The sequence below is a fragment of the Streptomyces sp. NPDC001852 genome (assembly GCF_042891825.1).
Lineage (GTDB): Bacteria > Actinomycetota > Actinomycetes > Streptomycetales > Streptomycetaceae > Streptomyces.
This window is the reverse complement of the sequence record NZ_JBIATN010000001.1, coordinates 72,408-97,887: the sequence shown is the minus strand read 5'-3', so window position 1 is coordinate 97,887 and position 25,480 is coordinate 72,408. Positions and strand designations below refer to the sequence as shown.

The 25,480-nt window shown below is 71.7% G+C and carries 24 protein-coding genes; 22 read left to right on the top strand and 2 right to left on the bottom strand.

Annotated features, from left to right (window positions below):
- The first annotated feature begins 46 nt into the window (after nucleotides 1-46).
- Nucleotides 47-988 carry an AraC family transcriptional regulator gene (locus ACFYZB_RS00410; RefSeq protein WP_388752471.1) on the top strand — a complete coding sequence of 314 codons (942 nt, stop codon included), beginning with the start codon at nucleotides 47-49 and terminating at the stop codon, nucleotides 986-988.
- Between the two features lie 5 nt (nucleotides 989-993).
- On the opposite strand, the gene ACFYZB_RS00405 is transcribed toward ACFYZB_RS00410, so the two are convergent.
- Nucleotides 994-1,194 (bottom strand): hypothetical protein, encoded by a 201-nt coding sequence (locus ACFYZB_RS00405; protein WP_388752469.1) that lies wholly within the window; start codon nucleotides 1,192-1,194, stop codon nucleotides 994-996.
- 258 nt (nucleotides 1,195-1,452) lie between these two features.
- Between ACFYZB_RS00405 and ACFYZB_RS00400 the strand changes: the two genes are divergently transcribed.
- From ACFYZB_RS00400 to ACFYZB_RS00365, 8 genes are all read left to right on the top strand, one after another.
- Nucleotides 1,453-2,625, top strand: coding sequence for a M6 family metalloprotease domain-containing protein (locus ACFYZB_RS00400; RefSeq protein WP_388752466.1), 1,173 nt, complete (start codon nucleotides 1,453-1,455; stop codon nucleotides 2,623-2,625).
- A gap of 223 nt (nucleotides 2,626-2,848) precedes the next feature.
- Nucleotides 2,849-4,531 carry an ABC transporter substrate-binding protein gene (locus ACFYZB_RS00395; protein WP_388752463.1) on the top strand — a complete coding sequence of 561 codons (1,683 nt, stop codon included), beginning with the start codon at nucleotides 2,849-2,851 and terminating at the stop codon, nucleotides 4,529-4,531.
- Nucleotides 4,528-5,475, top strand: a complete 948-nt coding sequence (locus tag ACFYZB_RS00390; RefSeq protein ID WP_388752461.1) for an ABC transporter permease — start codon at nucleotides 4,528-4,530, stop codon at nucleotides 5,473-5,475. The genes ACFYZB_RS00395 and ACFYZB_RS00390 overlap by 4 nt, the downstream gene beginning before the upstream one ends.
- A complete protein-coding gene (locus ACFYZB_RS00385; RefSeq protein ID WP_388752459.1) occupies nucleotides 5,472-6,464 on the top strand; it encodes an ABC transporter permease in 993 nt (330 codons plus the stop codon). Before ACFYZB_RS00390 ends, ACFYZB_RS00385 begins: the two co-directional genes overlap by 4 nt.
- A complete protein-coding gene (locus tag ACFYZB_RS00380) occupies nucleotides 6,461-7,282 on the top strand; it encodes an ABC transporter ATP-binding protein (RefSeq protein ID WP_388752456.1) in 822 nt (273 codons plus the stop codon). The genes ACFYZB_RS00385 and ACFYZB_RS00380 overlap by 4 nt, the downstream gene beginning before the upstream one ends.
- A complete protein-coding gene (locus tag ACFYZB_RS00375) occupies nucleotides 7,279-8,301 on the top strand; it encodes an ABC transporter ATP-binding protein (protein WP_388752454.1) in 1,023 nt (340 codons plus the stop codon). The genes ACFYZB_RS00380 and ACFYZB_RS00375 overlap by 4 nt, the downstream gene beginning before the upstream one ends.
- Complete coding sequence (locus tag ACFYZB_RS00370) at nucleotides 8,298-9,578, top strand: alpha/beta fold hydrolase (protein ID WP_388752451.1); 1,281 nt, start codon at nucleotides 8,298-8,300, stop codon at nucleotides 9,576-9,578. The genes ACFYZB_RS00375 and ACFYZB_RS00370 overlap by 4 nt, the downstream gene beginning before the upstream one ends.
- Before the next feature lie 68 nt (nucleotides 9,579-9,646).
- Entirely contained in the window at nucleotides 9,647-10,843 is a 1,197-nt protein-coding gene (locus tag ACFYZB_RS00365) for a M6 family metalloprotease domain-containing protein (protein WP_388752448.1), read from the top strand.
- 180 nt (nucleotides 10,844-11,023) lie between these two features.
- Here the strand turns inward: ACFYZB_RS00365 and ACFYZB_RS00360 are convergent, their stop codons facing one another.
- A complete protein-coding gene (locus tag ACFYZB_RS00360; RefSeq protein WP_388752446.1) occupies nucleotides 11,024-11,989 on the bottom strand; it encodes a LysR family transcriptional regulator in 966 nt (321 codons plus the stop codon).
- A gap of 144 nt (nucleotides 11,990-12,133) precedes the next feature.
- On the opposite strand from ACFYZB_RS00360, the gene ACFYZB_RS00355 reads away from it, so the two are divergent.
- The 13 genes from ACFYZB_RS00355 to ACFYZB_RS00295 all read left to right on the top strand — a co-directional run bounded on the left by ACFYZB_RS00355 (nucleotide 12,134) and on the right by ACFYZB_RS00295 (nucleotide 25,226).
- Complete coding sequence (locus ACFYZB_RS00355) at nucleotides 12,134-13,282, top strand: NAD(P)/FAD-dependent oxidoreductase (RefSeq protein WP_388752444.1); 1,149 nt, start codon at nucleotides 12,134-12,136, stop codon at nucleotides 13,280-13,282.
- Nucleotides 13,283-13,318: 36 nt separating this feature from the next.
- Nucleotides 13,319-13,633, top strand: a complete 315-nt coding sequence (locus ACFYZB_RS00350) for a (2Fe-2S)-binding protein (protein WP_351207459.1) — start codon at nucleotides 13,319-13,321, stop codon at nucleotides 13,631-13,633.
- Nucleotides 13,614-15,068 carry an NAD(P)/FAD-dependent oxidoreductase gene (locus ACFYZB_RS00345; protein ID WP_388752442.1) on the top strand — a complete coding sequence of 485 codons (1,455 nt, stop codon included), beginning with the start codon at nucleotides 13,614-13,616 and terminating at the stop codon, nucleotides 15,066-15,068. The genes ACFYZB_RS00350 and ACFYZB_RS00345 overlap by 20 nt, the downstream gene beginning before the upstream one ends.
- A gap of 85 nt (nucleotides 15,069-15,153) precedes the next feature.
- Nucleotides 15,154-16,062, top strand: a complete 909-nt coding sequence (locus ACFYZB_RS00340; RefSeq protein WP_388752440.1) for a dihydrodipicolinate synthase family protein — start codon at nucleotides 15,154-15,156, stop codon at nucleotides 16,060-16,062.
- 63 nt (nucleotides 16,063-16,125) lie between these two features.
- A complete protein-coding gene (locus tag ACFYZB_RS00335) occupies nucleotides 16,126-17,130 on the top strand; it encodes a proline racemase family protein (RefSeq protein WP_388752438.1) in 1,005 nt (334 codons plus the stop codon).
- Nucleotides 17,127-18,506 carry an aldehyde dehydrogenase family protein gene (locus ACFYZB_RS00330; protein WP_388752434.1) on the top strand — a complete coding sequence of 460 codons (1,380 nt, stop codon included), beginning with the start codon at nucleotides 17,127-17,129 and terminating at the stop codon, nucleotides 18,504-18,506. The genes ACFYZB_RS00335 and ACFYZB_RS00330 overlap by 4 nt, the downstream gene beginning before the upstream one ends.
- Nucleotides 18,507-18,548: 42 nt before the next feature.
- Nucleotides 18,549-19,253 carry a GntR family transcriptional regulator gene (locus tag ACFYZB_RS00325; RefSeq protein ID WP_388752431.1) on the top strand — a complete coding sequence of 235 codons (705 nt, stop codon included), beginning with the start codon at nucleotides 18,549-18,551 and terminating at the stop codon, nucleotides 19,251-19,253.
- A 1,006-nt stretch (nucleotides 19,254-20,259) separates the two neighbouring features.
- Entirely contained in the window at nucleotides 20,260-20,607 is a 348-nt protein-coding gene (locus tag ACFYZB_RS00320) for a hypothetical protein (RefSeq protein WP_388752428.1), read from the top strand.
- A gap of 297 nt (nucleotides 20,608-20,904) precedes the next feature.
- Entirely contained in the window at nucleotides 20,905-22,002 is a 1,098-nt protein-coding gene (locus ACFYZB_RS00315; protein WP_388752425.1) for a hypothetical protein, read from the top strand.
- A 336-nt stretch (nucleotides 22,003-22,338) separates the two neighbouring features.
- Nucleotides 22,339-22,755, top strand: coding sequence for a protein-L-isoaspartate O-methyltransferase (locus ACFYZB_RS00310; protein WP_388753456.1), 417 nt, complete (start codon nucleotides 22,339-22,341; stop codon nucleotides 22,753-22,755).
- A 126-nt stretch (nucleotides 22,756-22,881) separates the two neighbouring features.
- Nucleotides 22,882-23,451, top strand: coding sequence for a nucleoside-triphosphatase (locus ACFYZB_RS00305; RefSeq protein WP_388752422.1), 570 nt, complete (start codon nucleotides 22,882-22,884; stop codon nucleotides 23,449-23,451).
- 258 nt (nucleotides 23,452-23,709) lie between these two features.
- Nucleotides 23,710-24,540, top strand: a complete 831-nt coding sequence (locus ACFYZB_RS00300; protein WP_388752419.1) for an FkbM family methyltransferase — start codon at nucleotides 23,710-23,712, stop codon at nucleotides 24,538-24,540.
- A gap of 179 nt (nucleotides 24,541-24,719) precedes the next feature.
- Nucleotides 24,720-25,226, top strand: coding sequence for a hypothetical protein (locus ACFYZB_RS00295; protein ID WP_388752417.1), 507 nt, complete (start codon nucleotides 24,720-24,722; stop codon nucleotides 25,224-25,226).
- Nucleotides 25,227-25,480: the final 254 nt, after the last annotated feature.

The following is a 25,480-nucleotide window of genomic DNA, read 5'->3' as shown; positions in this document are numbered from 1 at the left end:
ATGGGAGAACGTCGCAGCTTCCTTTGCGATCGTCTAACGTCGGGACGTGGACGTCCTCAGCGATCTGCTGCACCGAGCGAGGGCCAGGAACGCGTGGGTCAGGCAACTGATCCAGCGTCCTCCGTGGTCGCTGAGCTTCACCGATCCGCCACCGCTCACGGTCGTGACCACGCTCGCCGGTCACGCATCGGTGCGGATCGACGACGCGGGCACCGCACCGGTACGGCTCGCCGCGGGCGACATCGCCCTCATCACCCGCCCCGGCCGGTACACGATCGCCGACGACCCTGCCACCGCGCCGCAGGTCGTGATCCACGGGCGGACGAAACGCGTCGTCGGCGGGTCCGCACAAGCGCCGGAGACACAGCGGAGCCTGGCGCCGCGCACCTACGGCGACGGCCTGCCCGGGGCCACGATCATGCTCCGTGGCGCCTACGACCTCGGCGGCGACGTCGGCGACCGTCTGCTCGGCATGCTGCCGCCGCTGGCGGTCGTACCCACCGGTCCGGCCACCCGGGCGGCACTGGACCTGCTCGCCGCCGAGGCCACCCGCGACGAGCCCGGTCAGGACGCCGTGCTGGACCGGCTGCTGGACCTCTTGCTCGTGCTGGCGCTGCGGGCCTGGTGCGCCGGGACGAGGACGGCACCCGCCTGGTACCGGGCGCTGGCCGATCCGGTGATCGGCGAGGCGCTGCGCCTGCTGCACGAGGATCCCGCCCGTCGGTGGACGGTCGCCGGGCTGGCCGCCCGGGTCGGCATCTCCCGTGCGGCGTTCGCCGCCCGCTTCACCGCGCTGGTCGGGGAACCCCCGCTCACCTACCTCACCGGCTGGCGCATGACCCTGGCGGCGGACCTGCTGCGGGACGCCGGGACGACCGTCGCCGCCGCAGCCCGCGAGGTCGGGTACGAGGACCCCTTCGCCTTCAGCGTGGCGTTCAAGCGCACTCGGGGCGTCAGCCCCTCGATCTGGCGCCGCCAGACGCACTGAACCCGTCACGAAGAGGCCTCCACCCGGGGGAAGACGGTGAACGCTCGGGCGACGGACTGGTTCGTACGGCCCTCGGCCATCAGCGCGTGTGCCTCACGTTCGCGTGGGGCGAGGGCGTCGAGGGACGTGACACGGCGGCTCGCCCCGAACTCGGCGACTGGTGCGAGCAGCGCGCACCCGGCGGGCCGCCTCGCCTCGGCCGTCATCACCGAAGCGAACAACGACCGGGACCACACTGCCGGAGTGCTCGGCGCATGACCCATAGCGCCGGGTTATGGATTTCTGACGGCTCCCCGATGACACGGGGATGGCCGAATAGTTGTGGTGCCGCCCGCAACACCCCACACAGCCGCGTGCTGCCCGCAGTTCGACGCTGTCCGGGTCCCCACTCCCCCTCGCCCGTCCCCGGAGGCACCATGCGCTTTCCAGCCGCAACGAGACACACGTCCCGCGCAGCTTCACTCGTGATCGTCCTGTCGGCCCTGCTCACCCTGGTGATCGGCCCCGCCCACCCCGCCCACGCGGACAACGGGAGCACCTCGGCGTGTGCGCTCCAGGGGACGACCGGATACACCGACGAGGGACAACAGACCGACTACACACGGTTCCAGAACCCCGTCGGCACCAAGCACGTGGCCGTGATCTACGTGGACTTCCCCGACGCCGCCGGCACCACCCTGCCCCTGACCCCCTACTACAGCCAGTTGTCGGGCGCCGCCGACTGGATGTGGAACGCCTCCCACGGCAGGACATGGCTGGACCTGACAGCCCCGTACGGCAACTGGGTCCGCATGCCGAAGAACTCCACCGACTACAACTGGGAACGCGGATTCTCCTGGACCACGCACCAGACCTATGTGAAGGACGCCCTCACCGCTGCCGCCGCTTCCGGCGTCGACCTGTCCGGGTACGACATGTTCTACATCGTGCCGACCAGCACCGCGGCCGCGATCGGTCACTCCCCCACCTTCGTCCAGGACCCGGCCCAGCCGACCCAGGTGTGGAACGGGGCGACCCGGAGCTGGGTGACGATCCACTGGGCGGTGACCTTCGGCCAGGACATGTGGACCTGGGGCTACAAGGTCGCCGACCATGAGACCAGCCACACCTTCGGCCTGCCCGACCTCTACGCGTTCAGCGGCGATCAGAACCAGTACGTCGGCGGCTGGGACCTCATGGGCCTGATCTCGGGTCCGGCGCCGCAGTACTTCGGCTGGGAGGAGTGGAAGTCCGGCTGGATCACCGACTCCCAGGTGTCCTGCCTGTCCACGGCGAACACGTACTCCACGACCCTGAACGGGGTGGAATACGGCGGCAGCGGCTACAAACTGGCGGTGATCAGGACCAGTGACACCACGGCCTACGTCGCCGAGTCCCGCAAGGCCGCGGGCAACGACTCCGGTGCCTGTGCCACCGGCGTCGTCATCTACAAGGTCGACACCTCCACCGCCACCGGAAGCGGGCCGATCCGGGTGGTCACCAACCCCGATGCCGCCGCCCCCACCGGGAACTGCACGACGCTGGACATGCAGACCTGGAAGCCCGGTCAGTGGTTCGAGGACAGCACCGCCCGTGTCCGGATCTACGTCAACAGCTCCGACGCGTACAACGACACCGTCTGGACCTACAAGTGGTGAGCGCATAGCGCGGGATGCCCGCGCTCGAAGGCGGTGTGGTCGGCGCGTCATGCGCCGGCCGCACCGCCCCTGTGTCTCTCCGGCACGTACCGGCAGCGCTTGATCCCCCCGGGAGCAGCGTCCATAACCCGATGTTCTGGGGATCCGGGAGCTGGCCGTGCGGGCCCGGTCCCGTACACCCTTGGCGCACCGCAGTGAAATGTCACATCACATAGGAGTCATCGTGAGAGCACGACGTTCCGGGATGGCCATGGCTGCCGCCCTCGGACTCGTCACCGTCGCCGGCTGCGGGGGAGCCGACGGCGGCGACGGGCAGGGCGGGGCGGCGAGCAAGGGCGGCACGCTTCACGTGCTCTCCAGCCTCGACCTGGAGCACCTCGACCCGGCCCGCAACTACGTCACGTCGTCCGAGGACGTGGGCCGCCTCATCTACCGGACGCTGACGACGTACGCGGCGGCACCGGGGCCGGCCGGGGGAAGGATCGTGCCGGATCTGGCGACGGACACCGGGCGCCCGAGCGACGGGGCCCGCACCTGGACCTTCACGCTCAAGGCGGGGGTGAGGTTCGAGGACGGCCGGCCCATCACCAGCCGGGACATCAAGTACGGGGTCGAGCGGAGCTTCGCCGCGGAACTCCCCGAAGGGCCGCCGTACGCGCGCATGTGGCTTGCAGGGGGCCGGAGTTACCACGGCCCCTACAAGGACGGACACGGGCTCGCCTCGATCGGGACCCCGGACGACCGGACGATCGTCTTCAGGCTCAACCGGCCGGTGGCCGACTTCGGTTCCGCGGTGTCGCTGCCGGTCTTCGCCCCGGTTCCGCAGGACAAGGACACCGGGGTCCGCTACGACAGCAGGCCCTTCTCCTCCGGCCCGTACAAGATAGGGGACTTCGAACCCAAGAAGCAGCTCACGCTGGTCCGCAACACCCACTGGAGCCCGGCCACCGACACCGTGCGCAAGGGGCTGCCGGACAGGATCGTGATCGATCTCAACCTGGACCCGGCCGTCGTCGACCAACGGCTCATCGCCGCCCAGGGGCAGGACGCGGACGCCGTCGCCTTCGAACCGGTCGGCCCGGCCTCGGTCGGGCCGGTGATGGCCAACCCCGCGGTGCACAAGCGACTGGTCACCGGCGAGTCGATCAACACGCGGTACCTGAGCATCAACACCCGGCACAAGCCGCTCGACGACGTCCGGGTGCGGCAGGCGATCGCCTACGCGCTGGACAAGGACGCCCTGCGCACCGCCCGGGGCGGACCGATCGCCGGCCGACTCGCCACCACTCTGCTGCCGCCGTCCCTGCCCGGTGCCGTCCCCGACGATCCCTTCCCCAGCCCGGGCGGCAAGGGCGATCCGGCCAAGGCCAAGGCGCTGCTCGCCCAGTCGGGCCACGCCTCGGGACTCAGCCTCACGCTCGACACCCCGGCCACCGCCGGCGGCCAGGCGCAGGGCGAGGCCGTACAGGCGTCCCTGGCCAAGACCGGGATCAAGGTGAAGATCAACGCGATCAGCTCGTCGGCGTTCTACAGCACGGTGGGGAACACCGCCCAGGAGCACGACCTGGTGATCGACGGCTGGACACCCGACTGGCCCGGCGCCTCCACCTACCTGCCGCTGGTGTTCGACGGCCGGCTGATCACGCCCGAGGGCAACAACAACCACGCCCAGTACGACTCCGCCGAGGTCGACGCCCGTATCGACGCGATCGCCAGGATGAAGGACCCGGCGGCCGCCGCGACCGCCTACGGCTCACTCGCCCGGCAGATCATGCGGCAGGCTCCGGTCGTGCCCTTCCTGTGGGACAAGGCAGCGGTCCTGGTCGGCCCGCATGTCGCGGGCGCCTACGGGCACATCGCCTACGTCGGCCGCCTGGACCTGGTCTCCCTGGGGCTGCGCAAGTGACCGCCGCCCTCCCCGTCCCCGCGCCCTCGTCGGACACGCCGCCTCGCGTCGGCCCGGACGAGACGTCCCTGCTGCGCCGGCTGCTGGCCCAGCGTTCCGCCACGGTGGCGCTGGCGGTGGTCGTGCTCCTGGTGCTCATCGCCCTCGCGGCCCCACTGATCGCCTGGGCCGCCGGCAACTCGCCGACCGAGTTCCATTCCGAGGCGGTGGACCCGGCGCTCGGCGGACTGCCGCGCGGCGCCGGAGGCGGTGTCGGCGCCCGGCACTGGCTGGGCGTCGAGCCCGGCAGCGGCCGGGACATTCTCGCCCGTGTCGTCTACGGCGCCCGGGTCTCGCTGCTGATCGCCCTGCTCGCCACCGCCGTCTCGGTGGCGCTCGGAACGGCGCTCGGACTGGCCGCCGGGTTCTTCGGCGGCTGGACCGACACCGTCGTCGGCAGGGTGATGGACCTGCTCCTGTCCTTTCCCGCCCTCATCTTCATGATCGCGCTGATCTCCGCGGCGCCGGGCGTGAACCGGCAACTGCTGCTGGTCGTCGTGCTCGGCTTCTTCGGCTGGCCGTACGTCGGGCGGATCGTGCGCGGGCAAGCGATGGTGCTGGCCCGCGGCGAGTTCGTGGCCGCGGCCCGCGTGCTGGGTGCCTCCAGGCGCGCCCTGCTGGTGCGGGAGGTGCTGCCCAACCTCAGTGGGCCGGTCCTCGTGGTGGCGACCATGTCGATCCCCAGCTACGTCGCCACCGAGGCGGGCCTGTCCTTCCTCGGCGTCGGGGTGCGCCCGCCGACCCCCTCGTGGGGGCAGATGATCGCCGCCGCGGTGCCGTGGTACGCCGCCGACCCCGTCTACTTCCTGATCCCGGGCGGCTTCCTGTTCGCCACCGTGCTCGCCTTCAACGTGCTGGGCGACGCGGTACGGGACGCGCTCGATCCCCGGAGCCGGCGCCGATGATCCTCTATGTCCTGCGCCGACTGGCCGCGACGGCGCTGATCCTGCTGGTGATCTGCGCGGCCACCTTCGCCATCTTCTATCTGATGCCCGCCGACCCGGCGCAGGGCGCCTGCGGCAAGGCGTGCAGCCCGGAGCGCATCGCGGAGATCCGCACCACGCTCGGCCTGAACCACTCGATGCTCGTGCAGTTCCGTGACTACCTCGCCGGCATCGTCACCGGTCGTACGTACGGCACGGGTGCGCAGGCCGTGCACTGTCCCGCTCCGTGCCTGGGATTCAGCTTCCAGACCGACCAGCCCGTGTGGCTGATGCTCACCGACCGGCTGCCGGTCAGCATCTCCATCGCCCTGGGCGCGGCGGTGCTGTGGCTGCTGGCCGGCGTCACGGCCGGGGTGATCTCCGCGCTGCGCCGCGGCAGCCTGTGGGACCGGGCGGCGATGACGGCCGCGCTCGGCGGCGTCTCGCTGCCGGTGTACTTCACCGCCCTGGTGCTGCAGTACCTGCTCGTCGTCAAGCTGGGCCTGTTGCCCTATCCGCAGGCGATACCGCTCACCGCGGACCCGGTCGGCTGGGCCCAGTCCATGGTCATGCCGTGGATCACGCTGGCCATGCTCTACGCCGGCATCTACGCCCGGATCACCCGCGGTGAGATGCTCGACAGCCTCGGCCAGAACTACGTCCGCACCGCCCGCGCCAAGGGCCTGCCCGAGCCGACCGTGCTGCGCCGCCACGCGCTGCGGCCGGCGCTGATGCCCATCGTGACGATCTTCGGCATGGACCTCGGCGCGCTGCTCGGCGGCGCCCTCATCACCGAGTCGGTCTTCGGCCTGCCCGGCGTGGGCAAGCTCGCGGCGGACGCGATCAACAGCGCCGACCAGCCGGTGATCCTCGGGGTGACGCTGTTCGCCGCGGCGTTCGTCGTGATCGCCAACGTTGTGGTGGACCTGGTCTACGCGCTCCTGGACCCGAGAGTGAGGGCCGTGGGATGACCCTGCTGACCGTACGAGACCTGACCGTGGACTTCGCGGGCGGCGTGCGCGCCGTCGACCGACTCGACCTGGACCTGGCCGCCGGGTCGGTGCTCGGCGTGGTGGGCGAGTCCGGCAGCGGCAAGTCCGTGACCAGCCTGGCCGTCATGGGCCTGCTGCCCGACGCCCGCGTCACGGGTGAAGTCCGCTTCGACGGGCAGCAGTTGACCGGTCTGGGCGGGCGGGCGCTGCGCCGGCTGCGTGGCGACCGGATCGCGATGATCTTCCAGGATCCGCTGTCCTGCCTGAACCCCTACTACCCGGTGGGCTTCCAGATCGCCGAGGCGTACCGTGCGCACCGCCGGGCCGGGCGCCGCGAGGGACACCGGGTCGCGGTGCGGACGCTGGACCGGGTCGGCATCCCCGAGCCCGAACGGCGCGCCCGCGCCTACCCGCACGAGTTCTCCGGCGGCATGCGCCAGCGCGTGATGATCGCGATGGCCCTGTGCCTGGAGCCCGACCTGCTCATCGCCGACGAACCGACCACCGCGCTCGACGTGACCGTGCAGGCCCAGATCCTGGAACTGCTGCGGGAGCTACGGGAGCGGTCCGGCACCGCGATCATGCTCATCACCCATGACATGGGCGTGGTCGCCGGTCTGGCCGACGAGGTCGTCGTGATGTACGGCGGCCGCGCGGTCGAACGAGGCCCGGTCCGCGAGGTGTTCCACCGCCCGCGCGACACCTACACCAAGGGCCTGCTCGCCTGCGTACCCCGCGTCGACGGGCCCGTGCCCGACCGCCTGCCCACCCTGTCGACGCCGGAGGTGACCGCGTGAACGCGCCCCTGCTCGAAGCACGCGACCTGGTCAAGCGGTTCCCCGTACGACACGGCCTGACCCGGCGGCTCGCCGGGCACGTCAGGGCGGTCGACGGGGTGTCGCTGCGGGTGGACGCGGGGGAAACGCTCGGTCTGGTCGGCGAGTCCGGCTGCGGCAAGTCCACCGTCGCCCGGCTGCTGACCCGGCTCGTCGAACCCACCTCGGGCACGATCAGCGTGGCCGGGCGCGAACTCACCACACTGGACGAGCCGTTGCTGCGGTCCGTGCGCCGCGACCTGCAGATGATCTTCCAGGACCCGTTCTCCTCGCTGAACCCCCGCCAGACCGTCCGGCAGATCCTGACGGCGCCGTACCGCTACCAGGGGCTGACTCCCGACGAGCCGGTGGAGGAACTGCTGGAGCGGGTGGGCCTGCGGCCGGAGCACGCCGCCCGCTATCCCCACGAGTTCTCCGGCGGCCAGGCGCAGCGCATCGGGATCGCCCGGGCGCTGGCACTGCGGCCGAAACTGGTGGTGTGCGACGAGCCCGTCTCGGCGCTCGACGTGTCGGTCCAGGCGCAGATCCTCAACCTGCTCAAGGACCTGCAGCAGGAGTACGGGCTCGCCTACGTGTTCATCGCGCACGACCTCGGCGCCGTGCGTCAGATCAGCACGCGCGTCGCCGTGATGTACCTGGGCACGGTCGTGGAGACGGCCGACCGGGACACGCTCTACGGCAGCGCCGCGCATCCGTACACCCACGCCCTGCTCTCCGCCGTACCCCTGCCCGACCCGGACGCCGAACGCACCCGCGAGCGGATCGTTCTCCACGGCGACCTGCCCAGCCCCCTCGATCCCCCCAGCGGCTGTCCGTTCCGCACCCGTTGCCCGAGAGCGGCCGACCGCTGCGCCACCGAACGGCCCGCGCTCGGCCCGGTCGCCCCGGGCCACGAGGTCGCCTGCCACTACCCCGAGCCGCTGACCGGGCGGACGACCGAGCCGCGTTCCGGGTCGTCCGCCGAGGAAAGGACCTCATGAGCCACAGCTACCGCCTGCCCGGCCTCGCCGTCACCGACCACACCTTCACCGTGCCGCTCGACCACGCCGACCCCGCGGGAGGCTCGATCCAGGTGTTCGCCCGGGAAGTGTCCGACCCGGCCCGCGCCGGCGAGCGCCTGCCCTGGCTGTTGTACCTGCAGGGCGGGCCGGGCGGAAAGGCGCCGCGGCCCCTGAACGCCACCGCGGGCTGGCTCGCGCGTGCCCTGAGGACCCACCGGGTGCTGCTGCTGGACCAGCGCGGCACGGGCCGCAGCACCCCGGTCACGGCCCGGTCGGCCGGACGGTTCTCCGACGCCCGGGAACTGGCGGCCCATCTCGCCCTCTTCCGCGCGGACTCGATCGTCGCCGACGCGGAACTGATCCGGCACCGGCTGTGTGGCGACGAGCCGTGGGAGACGCTCGGCCAGAGCTACGGCGGCTTCCTCACCCTCACCTACCTCTCCCGGGCCCCTCAGGGACTGCGTGCCTGCTACGTCACCGGCGGCCTCCCCGGCCTGTACGCCACGGCCGACGACGTCTACGCGGCCACGTATCCCAAGGTCAGGGAGAAGGTGACCGCCTTCTACGCCCGTTACCCCGGTGACCGGGAGCTGGTCCGGCGGATCGCCGGCCTCCTCGACCGCCGCACGGTCCACCTGCCCGACGGCGACCGTCTCACCGTGCGGCGACTGCGCACCCTCGGCCTGATGCTGGGCATGGGGGATGGAGCCGAGCGCCTGCACTGGCTGCTGGACGAATCCGTCGGCACCGACGGCGACCTCTCGGCCACCTTCCTGCAGCAGGTGATGAACCTGACGGGGTTCGTCGACAACCCCCTCTTCGCCGTACTGCAGGAATCCATCTTCGCGCAGGGCGGCAAGCCCACCGACTGGGCCGCCGCCCGGGCGCTCACCGACCGCCCGGAGTTCGGTGAGGACGCCGACCCGCTGCTGTTCACGGGCGAGATGTTCTATCCCTGGATGTTCCAGGAGATCGCCGGGCTACGGCCGTTCCGCGACGCGGTCCGGCTGCTGGCCGAGCGAGCCGACTGGCCGGCGCTGTACGCACCGTCGCGGCTGGCGGCCAACCAGGTGCCGGTGGCCGCCGCGATCTACCACGACGACATGTACGTACCCGCGGAGCTGTCCCTGGCCACCGCGTGCTCGGTCGGCGCGCTGCGCGCCTGGGTCACCAACGAGTGGGAGCACGACGGGGTGTCCGCGTCCGGCGAAGTCGTGCTGTCCCGGCTGATGGACATGGCCGTCGACCGGGCCTGACGTCCTCCCCCGCACCCACCCGCTTGACGTCCTTCCCCCACCCCGAAGCAGAGAAGAGAAGAGGAGACATGTCCGGATCCGTCAAGAGTCTCAGAGCCCTTGCCGCGGGCGCCGCGGCGACGGCGTTCCTGTCGCTCACCGCCGTCGCCCCGACCGCGACCGCGGCGCCGGCGCACAGCGCCGCCACCGCCACCGACTGCGCCCTCCCCGGCAGGACCGGCTGGACCGACGAGGGCCACGCCACCGACTACACCCGGTTCCAGCGGCCGCTGGGCACCAAGCACGTGCTGATGCTGTTCGTCGACTTCCCCGACGCCCAGGCCTCCGGTTCCACGTCCGCCTCCTACCGGGAACTGGCCCCGGCCGGCGACTGGATGGAGCGGGACTCCTACGGCCGCACCTCTCTGGACATCACCCCGCTGACCCGTTGGATCCGGATGCCGCAGGAGTCCACCAGCTACGGCTTCCAACGCGGGATCACCTTCGAGCAGCACGAGGCGTACGTCCGGCAGGCGGTGGCCGCGGCAGATCCGTACGTCGACTTCTCCCGGTACGACATGGTCTACATCGTCCCGGCCAAGTCCGCCTCCGCGATCAGCTTCTCACCGACGTACCTGTACGACCCCACCACCGCGGGCGTCACCGCCGACGGAAGCCGCGTGAAGTGGGCGGTGACGTTCGGGCAGGACATGTGGCACTGGGGCTTCAAGGTCGCCGACCACGAGACCAGCCACACCTTCGGCCTGCCCGACCTCTACGCGTTCACCGGCACCGACTACCACCGCTTCGTCCGCGGCTGGGACCTCATGGGCAATATCGCCGGCGCCGCCCCGCAGCACCTGGGCTGGGAGCGGTGGAAGTTCGGCTGGATCGACGACAGCCAGGTCGCCTGTCTCCCCTCGACCGGAAGCCGCACCGTCCTCCTCAAGGCCGTCGAAAGCCCCGGCGGAACGAAGATCGCGGTGATCCGTACCGGCGAGACCACCGCCTACGTCGCCGAGTCCCGCAGGGCCGTCGGCGCGGACAGCAACGCCTGCTCCACCGGCGTGCTCATCTACAAGGTGGACTCCTCCACCCAGACCGGTTACGGCCCGGTCCAGGTCATGAACGGCAACCCCGACACCACCCCGCCCTCCGGCTGTCAGTCCCTGGACATGGCGGCCTTCCACACCGGGCAGTCCTTCACCGACCCCGGCACGGGCGTGCGGATCGACGTGGATGACAGCAGCCCTCTTCACGATCGGATCACGCTGACCAAGCAGTGATGCCCCACCCGGGACTTGCGCGAGCCGGGGCGCGCGGTGGATGCGGGCATGTCCCGGCCTCGCGAACCGCGTTCGGCGTCGTCGGTCGACTACTGGGGCCGCCCGGCGATGCTCGCAGGCCAGGACGGCTCGGCCCGCACCTGGCAGACCCCAGGGGCCGCCCGCCTGCCGAGCGGTGGCTCACTCCGGCAGGCGTAGCAGCTCCGGATGGCGACCGCGCCATCGTGCGTAGGCCGGGGTGTCGCCGCAGGTGGCGAGATATCCCTCGGCGACCCGCCGGACGATCTCGTCGCCGTGTGCGGCCAGCGGCCCGTCATGGCGCCAGGCGAGCACATGGCGGTACCAGAGCGGATTGCCGGCGAGCGGCCGCACGGCGACGCCGGGCACCTCGATGAAGGTCGCCTGGCAGAGGCTGATAGCCAGACCCGTCCGGACGATGTCGATCAGCTGCCGGCCTTCCGCCTCGTAGGGCGTGCACGGCTGACGGCCCGTCCGGGCGAAGACGGACGCCCAGTACTCCCGCGTGCGGTCGCTGTCCGGGTGGGGCATGGCCCAGTCATCCGCGATGAGTTCCTTCAGGCTCACCTCTTCACGGACGGCCAGCGGGTGGGTGGACGGGAGCAGGGCGAAGACGGGCTCGGTGACGACCGGGTGCAGGGCCACGCCTTCGCGGGGCGGGAGCTCGTGGCCGGGGTTGTCACCGAGGACCGCCGCTTCCAGGCGTCCCGCCGCGAGGTCGTCCAGCAGCGGCGACGGGGAGTACTGGCACCGGGTCGTCACGTCCGAACCGGGGATCAGTTCCCTTGTGGCCACGATGAGATCGGCGAGCAGTGGCCCGCCCACCGCTCCCAGGCGGACGCGGCCGGGGGCGCTTCCGCAGCGGGCGGCGCGGGCCGTGTCGGCCAGCAGGCCGTCGATGCCCGGCAGGATGGCGCGCGCCCGGGTGAGCACCAGCTCGCCCAGCGCGGTGGGTTCGGCACCGGTCTGCCCGCGGTCGAAGATCGGCCCGCCCAGCATGGCCTCAATGCGCCGCAACTGAGCGCTGAGCCCGGGCTGGGTCATGCGCAGCGTCGCGGCCGCACGGGTCAGACTTCCGGCCTCCGCGATCGCGCAGATCACCCGCAGATGCCGCACCTCCAGATCCATGGCGCGGATGGTAGGGAGCGGCACGCGCTTTCCGGCAGGGGTCGGGACCTCGCAGTCCCATGTGAAATGTCACACGTGATCTGCCACTGACGCCGGCACCCGGACCCTTGGCAAGCCACTGTGCAATGTGAAATATTACTGCCCGTGCCCACGAGAAATTCCTCGGACGTCATCGTCGTCGGGGCGGGAATGGTCGGTGCAGCCTGCGCCTACCACGCCGCCCGCGCCGGTCTTTCGGTCACCGTGATCGACCGCGGCTCCGTCGCCGGCGGAACCACCGGCGCTGGAGAGGGAAACCTCCTGGTCTCCGACAAGGAACCCGGACCCGAACTCGAACTCGCCCTGCTGTCCGCACGGCTGTGGCGGGAGCTGGCCGCATCCCTTCCGCCGCAGATCGAGTACGAGGCCAAGGGCGGGTTGGTCGTCGCCTCCGACGCCACGGGGATGGACGCCCTGCGGGACTTCGCGACCGGACAGCACAAGGCCGGAGTCGAGGCGGAGGAGATCCCCGGCGACCGGCTCGGCGACCTGGAGCCGCACCTCGCCCCCACACTGGCGGGCGGCTTCCACTACCCCCAGGACGCCCAGGTCCAGCCCGCGCTGGCCGCGGCTCACCTGCTGCGTGCCTCAGGCGCCCGGATCCGCCTCGGCGAGGAGGTCACGCACGTCCTCACCGGGGCGGACGGCGAGGTGACCGGCGTGCGGACGTCCACCGGCACCCTCCACGCCCCGCAGGTGGTGAACGCGGCCGGCGCATGGGGCGGCGAACTGGCCCGACGCGCCGGTCTCGACCTGCCCGTCCTGCCCCGCCGCGGCTTCGTCCTCGTCACAGAACCTCTGCCGCGCGTGGTCCGCCACAAGGTGTACGCGGCGGACTACGTCGCCGACGTGGCCAGCGGGTCGGCCGCCCTCCAGACCTCGGCCGTCGTGGAAGGTACCCCGGCGGGCCCGGTGCTGATCGGCGCCAGCCGGGAGCGGGTGGGCTTCGACCGCACCCTGTCCGTCGAGGTGCTGCGTCGCCTCGCCGCCCAGGCCACCGCGCTGTTCCCCGTACTGGCCGGGGTGCGGGCGATACGGACCTATGCCGGCTTCCGCCCTTATCTCCCCGACCACCTGCCGGCGATCGGCGCCGATCCCCGCAGGCCAGGACTGCTGCACGCGTGCGGCCACGAGGGCGCGGGCATCGGACTGGCTCCGGCCACCGGACTGCTCGTCGCCCAGATCCTGACCGGGAAACAACCCGCTGTGGACGTCGGCCCGTTCAGCCCCGGCCGCTTCACATCCGTCTCCTGACCCGTCCGCTCTTCGACTCTTCGAGAGGAGGCCGCCGTGGCCCGTACCCCCGGTGAACTGGTCGGGGCACGCCCCGGTACGCCGTTCGAGATCACCGTCGACGGCCGCACCGTCACCGCGCTGCCCGGGCAGTCCCTCGCCGCCGCCCTGTGGGGGGCCGGGATCCTCGCCTGGCGCACCACGCGGAACACCGGCCGCCCACGCGGTGCCTTCTGCGGCATCGGACAGTGCTACGACTGCCTGGCCACCGTCAACGGCGAGCCCAACAGAAGAGCCTGCCTGCTGCCCGCGCGTCCCGGTGACGCGATCACCACCCAGGAGGGACACGGCCATGCCGGACTCGGCGTCTGAACCGTACGACCTGGCCGTGATCGGCGCGGGCAACGCCGGGCTCGCCGGTGCCGTCGCCGCGTCGGAACGGGGCTTGTCCGTCGCCCTGCTGGATGCCTCGGGACAGCTCGGCGGCCAGTTCCACCGGCATCCGGACCCGGCCCTCGGCGCCGTGCGGCCGCACGCCCTGCATCACGACTGGGCCGCCTTCGACGGCCTGCGCCGACGTCTGAAGGCGAGCGACACCGCACGGCTCCTCGGGCATCACGTGTGGAGCGTGGTCCGGGAGAGCGGGGGGCGGTGGGCGGTGCACGCCGTCACGGGCGCCGACGGCGAGGACGAGCGCCCGGTACGGGTGCGGGCCCGCGCGCTCCTGCTGGCGACCGGTGCGTACGAGCGGCACCTGCCCTTTCCGGGCTGGACGGTGCCCGGGGTGGTGAGTGCCGGGGGCGCCCAGGCGATGCTCAAGTCCGGGCTCGTGCTGCCGGGGAAGCGGATCGTCGTCGCGGGCAGCGGGCCGCTGCTGCTCGCCGTGGCCTCCTCACTGTCCGCGGCCGGGGCGCGCGTCCCCGCCGTCGTGGAGGCCTCCGGCTATCTCGGGTATGCACGCCATCCGTATGTCCTCGCCGGCAATCCGGGCAAGCTCGCCGAGGCCGTGGTCCACGGTTCGGCCTTGCTGCGCCACCGCGTGCGGTTGCGTACCCGCAGCGCGGTCACCGAGGTGCACGGCACCGACCGGGTGGAGGCCGTGACCGTCTCCCGCGTCGATCCGCGGTGGCGGCCGGTGCCGGGAACGGGGCAGCGCATCGAGTGCGACGCGCTGGCCGTCGGACACGGGCTGGTCCCGCAGATCGACCTGGCCACGAGCCTCGGCTGCGCGACCCGGCGAACCCCCGACGCGACCACGGCCCTCGCCCTGGACGACCTGCAGCAGACCTCGGTCCCCGGCGTCTGGGCAGCGGGCGAGACCGGCGGCATCGGCGGCGCGCAACTTGCCCGTGCAGAAGGCGAGTTGGCGGGCATCGCGGTCGCCGCCCGACTGCACGGCAATCCGTCCCTCACCGAGCACGGGCGAGCCCGCGCCCTGCGCCGTCACCGTGACCGGATGCGTGCCTTCGCCGACACCATGGCAGCCGCGCACACCCCCGGCCCCGGCTGGAGCGAGTGGCTGACGGACGACACGGACGTGTGCCGCTGCGAGGAGGTGACCGCCGGCCGCATCCGGGAGGCGGTCGCCGGCTTCGGCGCCCGCGACGCCCGTACGGCGAAGCTGCTCACCCGAGCGGGCATGGGCTGGTGCCAGGGCCGCATGTGCGGGACCGCCGTGGCCTGCCTCGCGGCACGCGGCGACGGCACGGTGCCGCCGTCCGCCGAGCGCCGGCCGCTCGCCGTACCGGTGCCACTCGGCGCACTCGCCTCGCTCGACGAGCCCGGCGAGCCCCACGAGACCGACTGAATCCACGCATGACTCCGCTCGTCACACCTCACCGGACCGAGCGGGCGCAAGTAAAATGTCACACTCTATCAAGGGATCAACCGACGTGACCTCCACTTCCTGGAACCCCGACCGTCCCTGGCGCGGCATCATGGTCGCCACCGCCCTCCCGCTGCGGCCGGACCTCTCCGTCGACTACGACGCCTACGCCGAGCACGTCCGCCGGCTGATCGCCAACGGCTGTGACGGCGTGGTCCCCAACGGCTCGCTCGGCGAGTACCAGACCCTCACCGACGAGGAGCGCGCCCGCGTCGTGCGCACGGCCGTCGAAGCCGCCGGTGACGGCGCCCGGGTCATGCCCGGGGTCGCCGCCTACGGCAGCGCCGAGGCCCGCCGCTGGACCGAGCAGGCGGCAGATGCGGGCTGCGGCTCCGTACTGCTGCTGCCCCCGAACGCCTACCGCGCCGACGAGCACGCCGTACGCGCCCACTACGCCCACGTCGCCGAGGCGGGGGTGCCGGTCGTCGCGTACAACAACCCGATCGACACCAAGGTGGACCTCGGCCCGGCGCTGCTCGCCGGGCTGCACGGCGACGGCAGCGTGGTCGCGGTCAAGGAGTTCACCGGCGATGTGCGCAGGGCGTACGAGATCGCCGAACTGGCCCCCGAACTCGATCTCCTGATCGGCGCGGACGACGTCCTGCTGGAGCTGGCGATCGCCGGCGCCGTCGGCTGGATCGCGGGCTACCCGAACGCCTTCCCCGCCAGCTGCGCCCGGCTCTACCACGCCGCCGTAGCCGGGGACCTGGAGACGGCGCTGCCCCTCTACCGGTCGTTGCACCCGCTGCTGCGCTGGGACTCGAAGACGGAGTTCGTGCAGTCGATCAAGCTCTCCATGGACATCGCCGGCCACCGCGGCGGTCCCACCCGTCCGCCGCGTTCCCCGCTCACCGGCGAGACCGAGGCCGCGGTGCGCGCGGCCACCGAGAAGGCCATCGCCGAGGGCCACCGCTGACCGGCTCCTGACCCGACCCGGGACCCGGTCCTCCATACCGATCCGCGACAAGGAGGGACGTCCGTGCGCACCCGTCACGTCTTCCACGCCGTCGACTCGCACACCGAGGGCATGCCCACGCGAGTCATCACCGGCGGCATCGGGGTGATCCCCGGCGCCACCATGGCCGAGCGCAGACTCCACTTCATCGAGCACCTGGACCACATCCGCACGTTCCTGATGTACGAACCGCGTGGCCACGCCGCCATGAGCGGCGCGATCCTGCAACCCCCGACCCGCCCCGACGCCGACTACGGGGTCCTGTTCATCGAGGTCTCCGGCCTGCTGCCGATGTGCGGGCACGGCACCATCGGGGTGGCCACCGTCCTGGTCGAGACCGGGATGGTGCCGGTCGTCGAGCCGGTCACCACGGTGCGGCTGGACACCCCGGCCGGGCTGGTCTCCGTCGAGGTGCACGTCGAGGACGGCCGGGCGAAGGCGGTCACCCTCACCAACGTGCCCGCGTTCTGCGTGGGCCTGGGCCGCAAGGCCGAGGTCCCCGGGTACGGCACGGTGACGTACGACCTCGCGTTCGGCGGGAACTTCTACGCCTTCGTCGAACTCGACGCACTCGGGCTGCCCTTCGACCGGGCCCACAAGGACGACCTCCTTGCCGCCGGTCTCGCCGTCATGGACGCGATCAACACCTCGCCGGACCGCCCCGTCCACCCCGAACACCCCGAGATCAGCGGCGTCAAGCACGTCTACCTCGCCGCGCCGGGGTCCGACGCACACCACTCGCGGCACGCCATGGCCATCCACCCCGGCTGGTTCGACCGGTCGCCGTGCGGCACCGGCACCTCCGCCCGCATGGCCCAGCTCCACGCCCGCGGCGAGCTCCCGCTGAACCGCGACTTCGTCAACGAGTCCTTCATCGGCACCCGGTTCACCGGCCGCCTGGTCGGCGAGAGCCGGGTCGGCGGGGTCCCGGCCGTCATCCCCACCGTCACCGGTCGCGCCTGGATCACCGGCACCGCCCAGTACTTCCTCGATCCGGACGACCCCTTCCCCGGAGGCTTCCTCCTGTGACCGAGTCCTCCTCCGTCGTCTCCCGCAATCCGGCCGACCCTTCCGATGTCCTGGTGCGGATCCCGACGCCCGGCGCCTTCGGTGCGGCCGACATGGTCGAGCGGGCCCGCGCCGCCCAGCCCGACTGGCTCGCCGGCGGCGGGGCCGCCCGCTCTGCAGCCCTCACCGCGATCGCCGGGACCATCGAGGCCGCCGCAGAGGAACTGTCGGCTCTCGCCGTACGCGAAGTGGGCAAGCCGCTCGCCGAAGCGCGGGCCGAGGTGGCCCGCACCGCCGCGCTCTGGCGCTACTACGCCCAGGCCCCTTTCGAGTCCACCGGCTTCGTCCACGAAAGCGCCCGGGGTCAGGGGCTGTTGCTGACCCGGCGCCGCCCACACGGCGTCGCCGGGCTGATCACACCCTGGAACTTCCCCTTCGCCATCCCGAGCTGGAAGGCGGCCCCGGCGCTGGCGGCGGGCAACTCGGTCGTCCTGAAGCCGGCCCCCGAGGCCACCGCGTGCGCCCAGCGGCTGGCCGAGATCCTCCAAAGGGCCCTGCCTTCAGGGGTGTTCACGATGATTCCCGGCGGCGCCGCCGAAGGCGAGGCCGTCATCTCCACCGCCGACGTGGTCTCCTTCACCGGCTCCACCGGGGTCGGCCACGCGGTCGTCGGCGCCGCCACCGCCCGGGGCGTCCCGGTCCAGGCCGAGATGGGCGGGCTGAACGCGGCGATCGTCCTGCCCGACGCCGACATCGGCCGGGCCGCCGCCCACATCGCCTCGGCGATCGCCGGTTACGCCGGGCAGAAGTGCACCGCCACCAGTCGCGTGATCGCCGTCGGCGCCGCCCTGGACCCGCTGTGCGAGGCCCTCACCGAGGCACTGCGCACGCTCCCCGTGGGCGACCCCGCCGACCCGGCCACGGTGTGCGGCCCCCTCATCAGCGAGCACGCCCGCGATCAGGTGGCGGGGGCCTCCTACGGCCTCTCCGCGCTCGTCGGCGGCCCCGCTGCCCGAGATCACGGCTGGTACGCATCACCCACCCTGGTGGAAAAGGTCCCGCCGGACCACCGGCTCCTGCGGGAGGAGGTCTTCGGTCCCATCGCGGCCCTGCTGCCCGCGGACGACCTGTCCCACGCCGTACGGATCACCAACTCCAGCCCCTACGGCCTGGTCACCTCGGTCCACACGGCCGGCCTCGACGCGGTGCTGCACGGGCTCGACCGCCTCGGCACCGGCATGATCCGCGTCAACGCACCGTCCACCGGTGTCGACTTCCACCTGCCCTTCGGCGGCACCAAGGCATCCAGCCACGGCCCCAGGGAGCAGGGCAGAGCCGCCCTGGACTTCTACACCACGAGCCGCACGTACACCCTGACACCCGCCAAAACAACGTGACATTGTACGCTGGCGCTCCGGTGAGGGCACGGAGGACACAGCATGGGGCATCTGAAGGCACGCAACCTCGTCACGGCCCACGAGCGGCTGCGCGACCAGGTCGCCCATGCCCTGCGCGCTGCCCTCATCTCCGGTGAACTGCGCCCCGGCGAGGTCTACTCGGCCCCCACGCTCGCCGAGGACTTCGGCATCTCCGCCACCCCCGTCCGCGAGGCGATGCTCGACCTGGCCCGGGAGGGCCTGGTCGAGCCCGTCCGCAACAAGGGCTTCCGCATCACCGAGGTCAACGAGCGCGACCTCGACCAGTACACCGAGATCCGCACCCTGATCGAGGTTCCCACGGTCGGACGGATCACGAAGACCGCGTCGAAGGCGGATCTCGAAGCACTGCGTCCGATCGCCGAGGAGATCGTGCGCGCCGCGCACGACCACGACCTCATCGGCTATCTGGAGGCCGACCGCCGTTTCCACCTCTCGCTGCTGGCGCTCTCCGGCAACGACCGCCTCGTCGAAACAGTCGGTGATCTGCGCAAGCGATCCCGCCTGTACGGCCTGACCGCCCTGGACCAGCGCGGCGAACTGATCCCCTCGGCCCAGGAACACCTGGAGCTGCTGGAGCTCATGCTCTCCGGGGACGCCGAAGCCGCCGAACAGTGCATGACCCGGCACCTGGGACATGTGCGCTCACTATGGGCCCAGGGCAAGACCGACGGGGCCGACGGGGAACCGACCCCGCAGAAACACTGACCTCGCCTCGGGCGGGCCCGGTGATCGGCGGTACGTCCTCGCCCAGGCCGGCCTGCCGGCCGTGTGAAGCACGACGGTGAACAGCACGGCGCCTCGACGGCCTGGGGACTGTGCCGGGCGGCGGCACCATGAGCAGGTCGCCGCGGGGTTTGCTGCGTGGGCTCGGCGGAACGCCGCGGGCCCGCGGGTCGACCGGACACGGCCGGCCTCGTCGGAGCCTCACCGTGCGTTCCGGGGCATCGGGGCCTGCGGTACGACGCCTGCCGACCGGTCGTCGCGACGCCGACGGGTCATGGCACGGCGATGACAGCCGAGCGCCCTGATCGGCCTACGCCGTCCGAAGGCAGGCGGGGTCTGTCGACGTGCAGCGTGCCCAACGGCTGGAGAGGAGCGGCGTCATCACCGGCTACCGAGCCGTTGTCGACCCGGCCGCACTCCGTCTGGACATCCACGCGGTCATACGGCTGCGCACCACGCACGCGCACCTCCCTCGCGCGCCACGGCCCTGTCACCACGTGCGCCGACTGGCCATTGCCCTCTTCGAACACCAGACCCCGCCGACGTCCTCGCCGTCTCGAAGTGCCCGTCCGCTCACGGGATGTGCGCTACCCTCGCGGAGCCGTCCAAAGGCAGAGCTTCGCCCTGCATGCGGTGACGGACTGGCTCAGCCGCACCGAGGGCCAGGCGGTCCTGCACCACGACAGGACGGGCGTCGACCTGGCCCCCGCTCTCGCCGTGTGTGCCATCGGCTCCCAGCCGGTCAGGAAGTCCTGGCCCGGCCGTCCGCCGCTGCCTGACGACTGGCCCGTCTTCCTGCTCCAGAAGATCGGGCTGCGGGCTCTCGCCTCGCTGCACACCGAGGCCCTGGTCACCTGCTGGCTGACGCGGCAGGACCGCCAGCAGGAGTCCGGTGGCCTGTGGCGGCGGCTGCGGTCCATCGATCTCGGCCCCGAACTGACCGACGCCCAGATGGAATCGCTGGAGAGGTTCGCAGGCGCTCACCGCGTTGGCCGCTGCGGACGGGCACGAGCATCCGGCCGCCCCGGTCGCCCGGGGCCTGGTCGCGGCGTGCGGCGGTCTGCCGGACGCCGACGACCTCCTCACCGACGCTGCCATCCTGCGCCCGTTGGCCGACCTCGGCCGGAGCCTGCGTCCCTACGCCGATCGGGCCGTGTCCCAGCGCTTCCTGCTGGACCGGCAGTTCTCCCTCCTGAACAGCGCGCTGACGAAGATCACCACGGACAAGGTGACGTTGACCCTGCTCGCTCCCCTGGACAGGCCCACCGCGATGAGCCGGAAGTACGCGCTGGGCCTACGGTCAGCCCTCCGCACCGAGGCGGGCCCTCCGGAATAGGGCGCTGACGGGAGCCTGCGGTCCCGGGGCTGTCCCGAGCGAGGTCGTGCAGGAGCCGACGGCCGCGGGATCACCCCGCCGTACTCTCGGTCCAGCGCGCGATGCGCTCGAAGGCGTCGAGCGTCTTCCGCTGGGCGGTGCTGGACGGCCTTGTCGCGCCCATGCTCACGACGGGCCCGCTGGTGCCGGGCCGGCGCCTGGCCGCCCCGCGTTCCGCACCGCTTTGCGCTCGTCGAGCTCCATCGCCCCTGGGGCGCGCATCATCGAAGGAGGGGAGACCACCGACGAGGAGTGGCGATGAGGTTGTCGTTCCTTGGATCCCTCTACGCGGAGCCGGGCCCGTTCGCCTCCGTGTACCTGGACACCTCCCGAAACGTCGAGCACCCCGAACGGGCGATCGCACTGCGCTGGCGGCGGCTGCGCGAGAGTCTGTCCCGTCAGGGCTCGGACCGGGCGTTGCTGAACGTACTGGAGGACGTGGTCGGCGCCGACGCAGAGGTGCCGGGGGTGCACGGTCAGGCCATCTTCGCCGCCCACGGCACGCTCGTCCTGGACGGGGAGCTGCCCAGGCCGCCCGAGCACGACTCCGCGCGCTACAGCACCCTGCCGGACGCGATGCCCCTGATCACCCAGCACGTTCCGGAGATCCCCTACATGGCCGTGGTCGTCCACTACGGCGGCCTTCCGACCGCCGAGACCCACGGCTGGGTGACTCTGGAGGCGGAGACCGGCACCTGGCCCACGTCCACCGTCACCCCGGGTGAGCGGCTGCACCGCAGGGTCAAGGTGGCGACCTGGCACCGCGCCTCCCTCGAGCTCGGCCACCGCCTGGACGAACGGGCGCGGCGCGCCCATGCCGACGCCGTCGTCGTGGGCGGGGACGAGTGGGCGTGCAACGTACTGATCCGCCGCCTGCCGCACACCCTGCGGGACAAGGTCGTACGCGTGGGCGGGCGGACCCCCACCGACACCGGACGCGCCCTGTTGGAGCCCCAGCTGGACGGCGTCTTCCGCGGCCGCATGGCCGCGCACGACCGGGAACTCGTTGACATCTTCATCGGCCGGCGTGACCTGGACGGACCCATGACGGACGGGCTGGCCGCCACCGTCGCCGCCCTCCAGCGCGGGCAGGTCGCGGCACTGCTGCTGAACCGACCGCCAGGGCCTTCGCTGCGGCTCTGGGCGGGCTCCCAGCCCACTCAACTCGCCCTGACCGAGGCGGAGCTGATGTCCTTCGGCGTGCGAGCCCCGCGAGAGGAACCTGCCGCCGAGGTCCTCGTCCGGGCCCTCGTCGGCACCCGTGCCGAGCTGGTCATCGTGCCCGAGGGCGAGCTGAGGCTGTACGAGGGCGTGGGCGCCCTGCTGCGGTACGCCGACCCGGGGACCTCGTCCTGACGCCGACGCGCTGTGCCTCCCTGATCGCGGTCCCGCCCTGCGCCCGACCGCCCCGGATCGCGCCGCGGAGCGGCGCGGAGGAGGCGGACGTTTCGATCACCGGCCCCGCGGTCCGATGGCCCATGAAGGGACCCCCGAGAACCTGGTCCGCGCGGCCCACGCCGTGGGCGTGACCGACGCCCGCCTCCTGGAGGCCGTACGCAGCATCCCCCCGGGCGGAATGCGTCCCCGCAGACGAGGTGGCGTCCGCGTACGGGAGACGCCCGTTCCGCTCGCTCACGGGCAGGAGACGAACAGGTCCCGGAGGCCGGGACCGGACAGGGCCGGCAGACCGCGCTGCCGGCCCGCTCGGCCGCGTACGTCGTCAGCGTCGAGCACCGGCCCGACCTGGCCGACGAGGCCCGCCCGCGGCCGGCCGGGCAGGGCGTCGGCAATGCCGAGGTCGTACGCGGCGACGGGGCCCTGGGGAAGCCGGCCCCTGCCCCGTACGACGCCGTCATCGTCTGCGCGGCCTTCCCGCGAGTGCCTGAGCCGCTCGTGGATCGGCTCCGCACCGGTGACCGGGGTACCGGAGGCCGGCTCCCTGCCCTTCAGGGCACGGTACGCGTCCTCGACGCGCGGGTGGTCGTGCAGTGGCAACGGCTCGGACAGGGCGTACAGGCGGAAGAATCAGCCGGTGCGGCCCCTGGCCCCGGTGGTCCTCGCTGTACCGACGGGAGATCACTGTCCTGTCGTCGTACGCGGTGCTGCTGAGTGCAATTCCGCTCATGCGGGCCGCCATACCCGCAACGGCGTACCGGCGCCGGTCCGCACCCCAGAACCCCCGCTCGGCCGAGCCCACCCCGGGCCCCCTCCGGAAGAGGGGGCGAAGATGGCAGGGTGCCGACAAGGATCCTGATCGAGGGCCGCCCTGGCGCGGGCAAGACGACCGCCCTGCGCCGGCTCGCCGCGCTGCTGCCCACCCACACGGCCAGCGGCTTCACCACTGAGGAGATCCGGCAATCCGGCGTCCGCGTCGGATTCGCCCTGGAGACCCTGGCAGGCCGACGGGAAGTGCTCGCCCATGTCGACCTGCCCGGTCCGCCACGAGTGGGGAAATACGGCGTCGACCCGGGCGTCATGGAACGACTGGCGCTGCCGTCGCTTCGGCCGGCAGCAACCGAGGAGGCAGCAGGGCGGCTGGTCCTCATCGACGAGCTGGGGCGGATGGAACTGGCGTGCACGGCGTTCCGGCACGCGGTCGAGGCGCTGTTCGCCGCAGAGGTCGACGTCGTCGCCACGGTCCACACGCACGGCGATCCGTTCACCGACGCCCTCAAGCGGCGCACCGACATCGAGGTCGTCCAGCTCACTCCGGCAAACCGGGACGCCCTGCCGGGGGAGCTCGCGGCCCGGCTGCAGCAGCCCTGGACGCGCGGAAGGCCTCCCTCTCAGGGCGACAGGATGTGACCACCCGGTCCGGCGCCCGCCTCTCCCAGGCCGCCCTACTGCGCCGCCCGAGCCCTTACTCGGACATCGTCTCGCAGACGATCATGACGCCCGTCCACGCGAAGAGCGTCGCTACAGCCAGGATGACGAGCAGCCCGAGGGCGGCGAGCCCGCCGTCACCGAAGTCGGGTCGCACAGCCCCGGGCAGGGCAGCAAGAGCAGCCGCGGACACGTCCTCGTTGCCACCGGCCGGCCGAAGTGAAGCGTGAGGCTGGATTGTTGGCTCCAACCCTGATAAATGGCGCTGTCATGGCCATGAAAGAAATTGAACTGCACAGCATCAATCGTTGGGAGGCGTCCTTCCTGCGCGAGGAGGTGGGCGGCTACTTCACCCACGGCGTCGAGTGCAGGCCGGGCGCGACGGTGCTCGACGTGGGCGCCAACATCGGTGTGTTCTCGGCGGCCGTCTATGAGCGGCTGGACGGGGACGTGCGGATCTACGCCTTCGAGCCGGTGCCGCCGCTCCACGCGACACTGGAACGCAATGCCCGCGAGTTCTTCAACGGACGTCTGACCGCGCTCCCTTACGGCCTGGCGTCCCGTGACGACGAGCTCGATTTCAGCTACGTTCCGGCCGCCACGATCTTCTCGTCCTCCTCGCGGGACCAGGGGAACATCGAGGCTGAGCGGCGGCGGGTCACCGCCAGCGTTGTCGAAATGATCCGCCAGGGCGGCCTGGGACCGGTCCTGCGCCGCGTACCCGCTCCCATCCTCACTCTTCTCGTCGGCCGCAAGCTGCGGGTGATGCGGCGGCTCGAGACGCACCGGGTGAAGGTCAGGCCCCTGTCATCAGCGCTCGACGAGCAGGGCATCGACCACATCGACCTGCTCAAGGTCGATGTGGAAGGCGCCGAACTCGATGTGCTCGGAGGCATCGAGGAACGGCATTGGCCGCTGGTCCGCCAGGCCGTCGTCGAGGTGGAGCGCTGGCAGCAGAACCACGACACAGTCTGCGAGGTCCTCCTCACGCACGGCTTCACGGTCAGCACCGAGCAGAACCCGGTGCAACAGGCCGGCGACATCGGCATGGTGTACGCGGTCAGGCCCTGACCACGCGCAGCACCCGGCATGCGACGTTCAACGGACTTGCCGATCTCCCCGGCCGGGCGGGAACCGGCCCAACCTCTGGATGGTGTCGGTGAACTCGGGAGTTGCATGGGTTCCGGATCCCCCACCACGATGAGTGGGCGCCGCACCCGCACCTGTTGACCAGCCAGAGGGAGGTCGTCATGTTCCACAGCTCCGGCCGGCCGGGCCGTCCTGTCGATCGCATCTGGCTGCAGACCCTGCGCGAGTTCGGCCGCCCGGTGGCCGTCCTCACGCGTCCCGAGCCCGGATGGCACCGCCTGGTGGGCCGGGGGTCGGTCGACGGCCTCCTCCAGCGGCTGGACCTCGGGTATCACGAGGAGCACACCATGCTGGTGCAGGTCACCACCCAGCGACGCCTGCCCGAGCACGTCCGTGTGTTCTCGACCCTGGAGCCTGACGCGCTCGTGGATGAGTTCCTCCTCAACTTTTCGCCCGACGGACCGGTCCGGCTGCCAGGCGAACCGACTACTGGAACAGGCCGGCTGGTCGTGGACGGAATGGAGGTCGAGGGCCGGCGGCTCACACACGGCGACTACATCGCCACCCTCGCCGCGATGGGGGATGAGACAGTTGCGGTCATCAGCATCGCCGCCCTCCACGATCAGGCCGTCCGTCTGACCCTCGACACCACTGTCATCCCGGTCTGAAGAGGAGCGTCGGCCGGCGGGAGCATTCTGGAGATCACCAACAGGATCGCTTCTGCCGTGCCGATGTCGGGTGCCGATCAGACGGGTCCACCGTGTCTCATCACCCGTGCCCCGGGCAACGGCCCTCGGCAGCCGTACCGCTGCATGAGGTGCCGCTGAGGCCGGGACCAGCCGGGGCGGCGGAGAGAAGGATGTCTTTGCCCTTGCCGAAAAATCACGTGCAAACTCGGATCGAAGATCCACCTGATCACCGA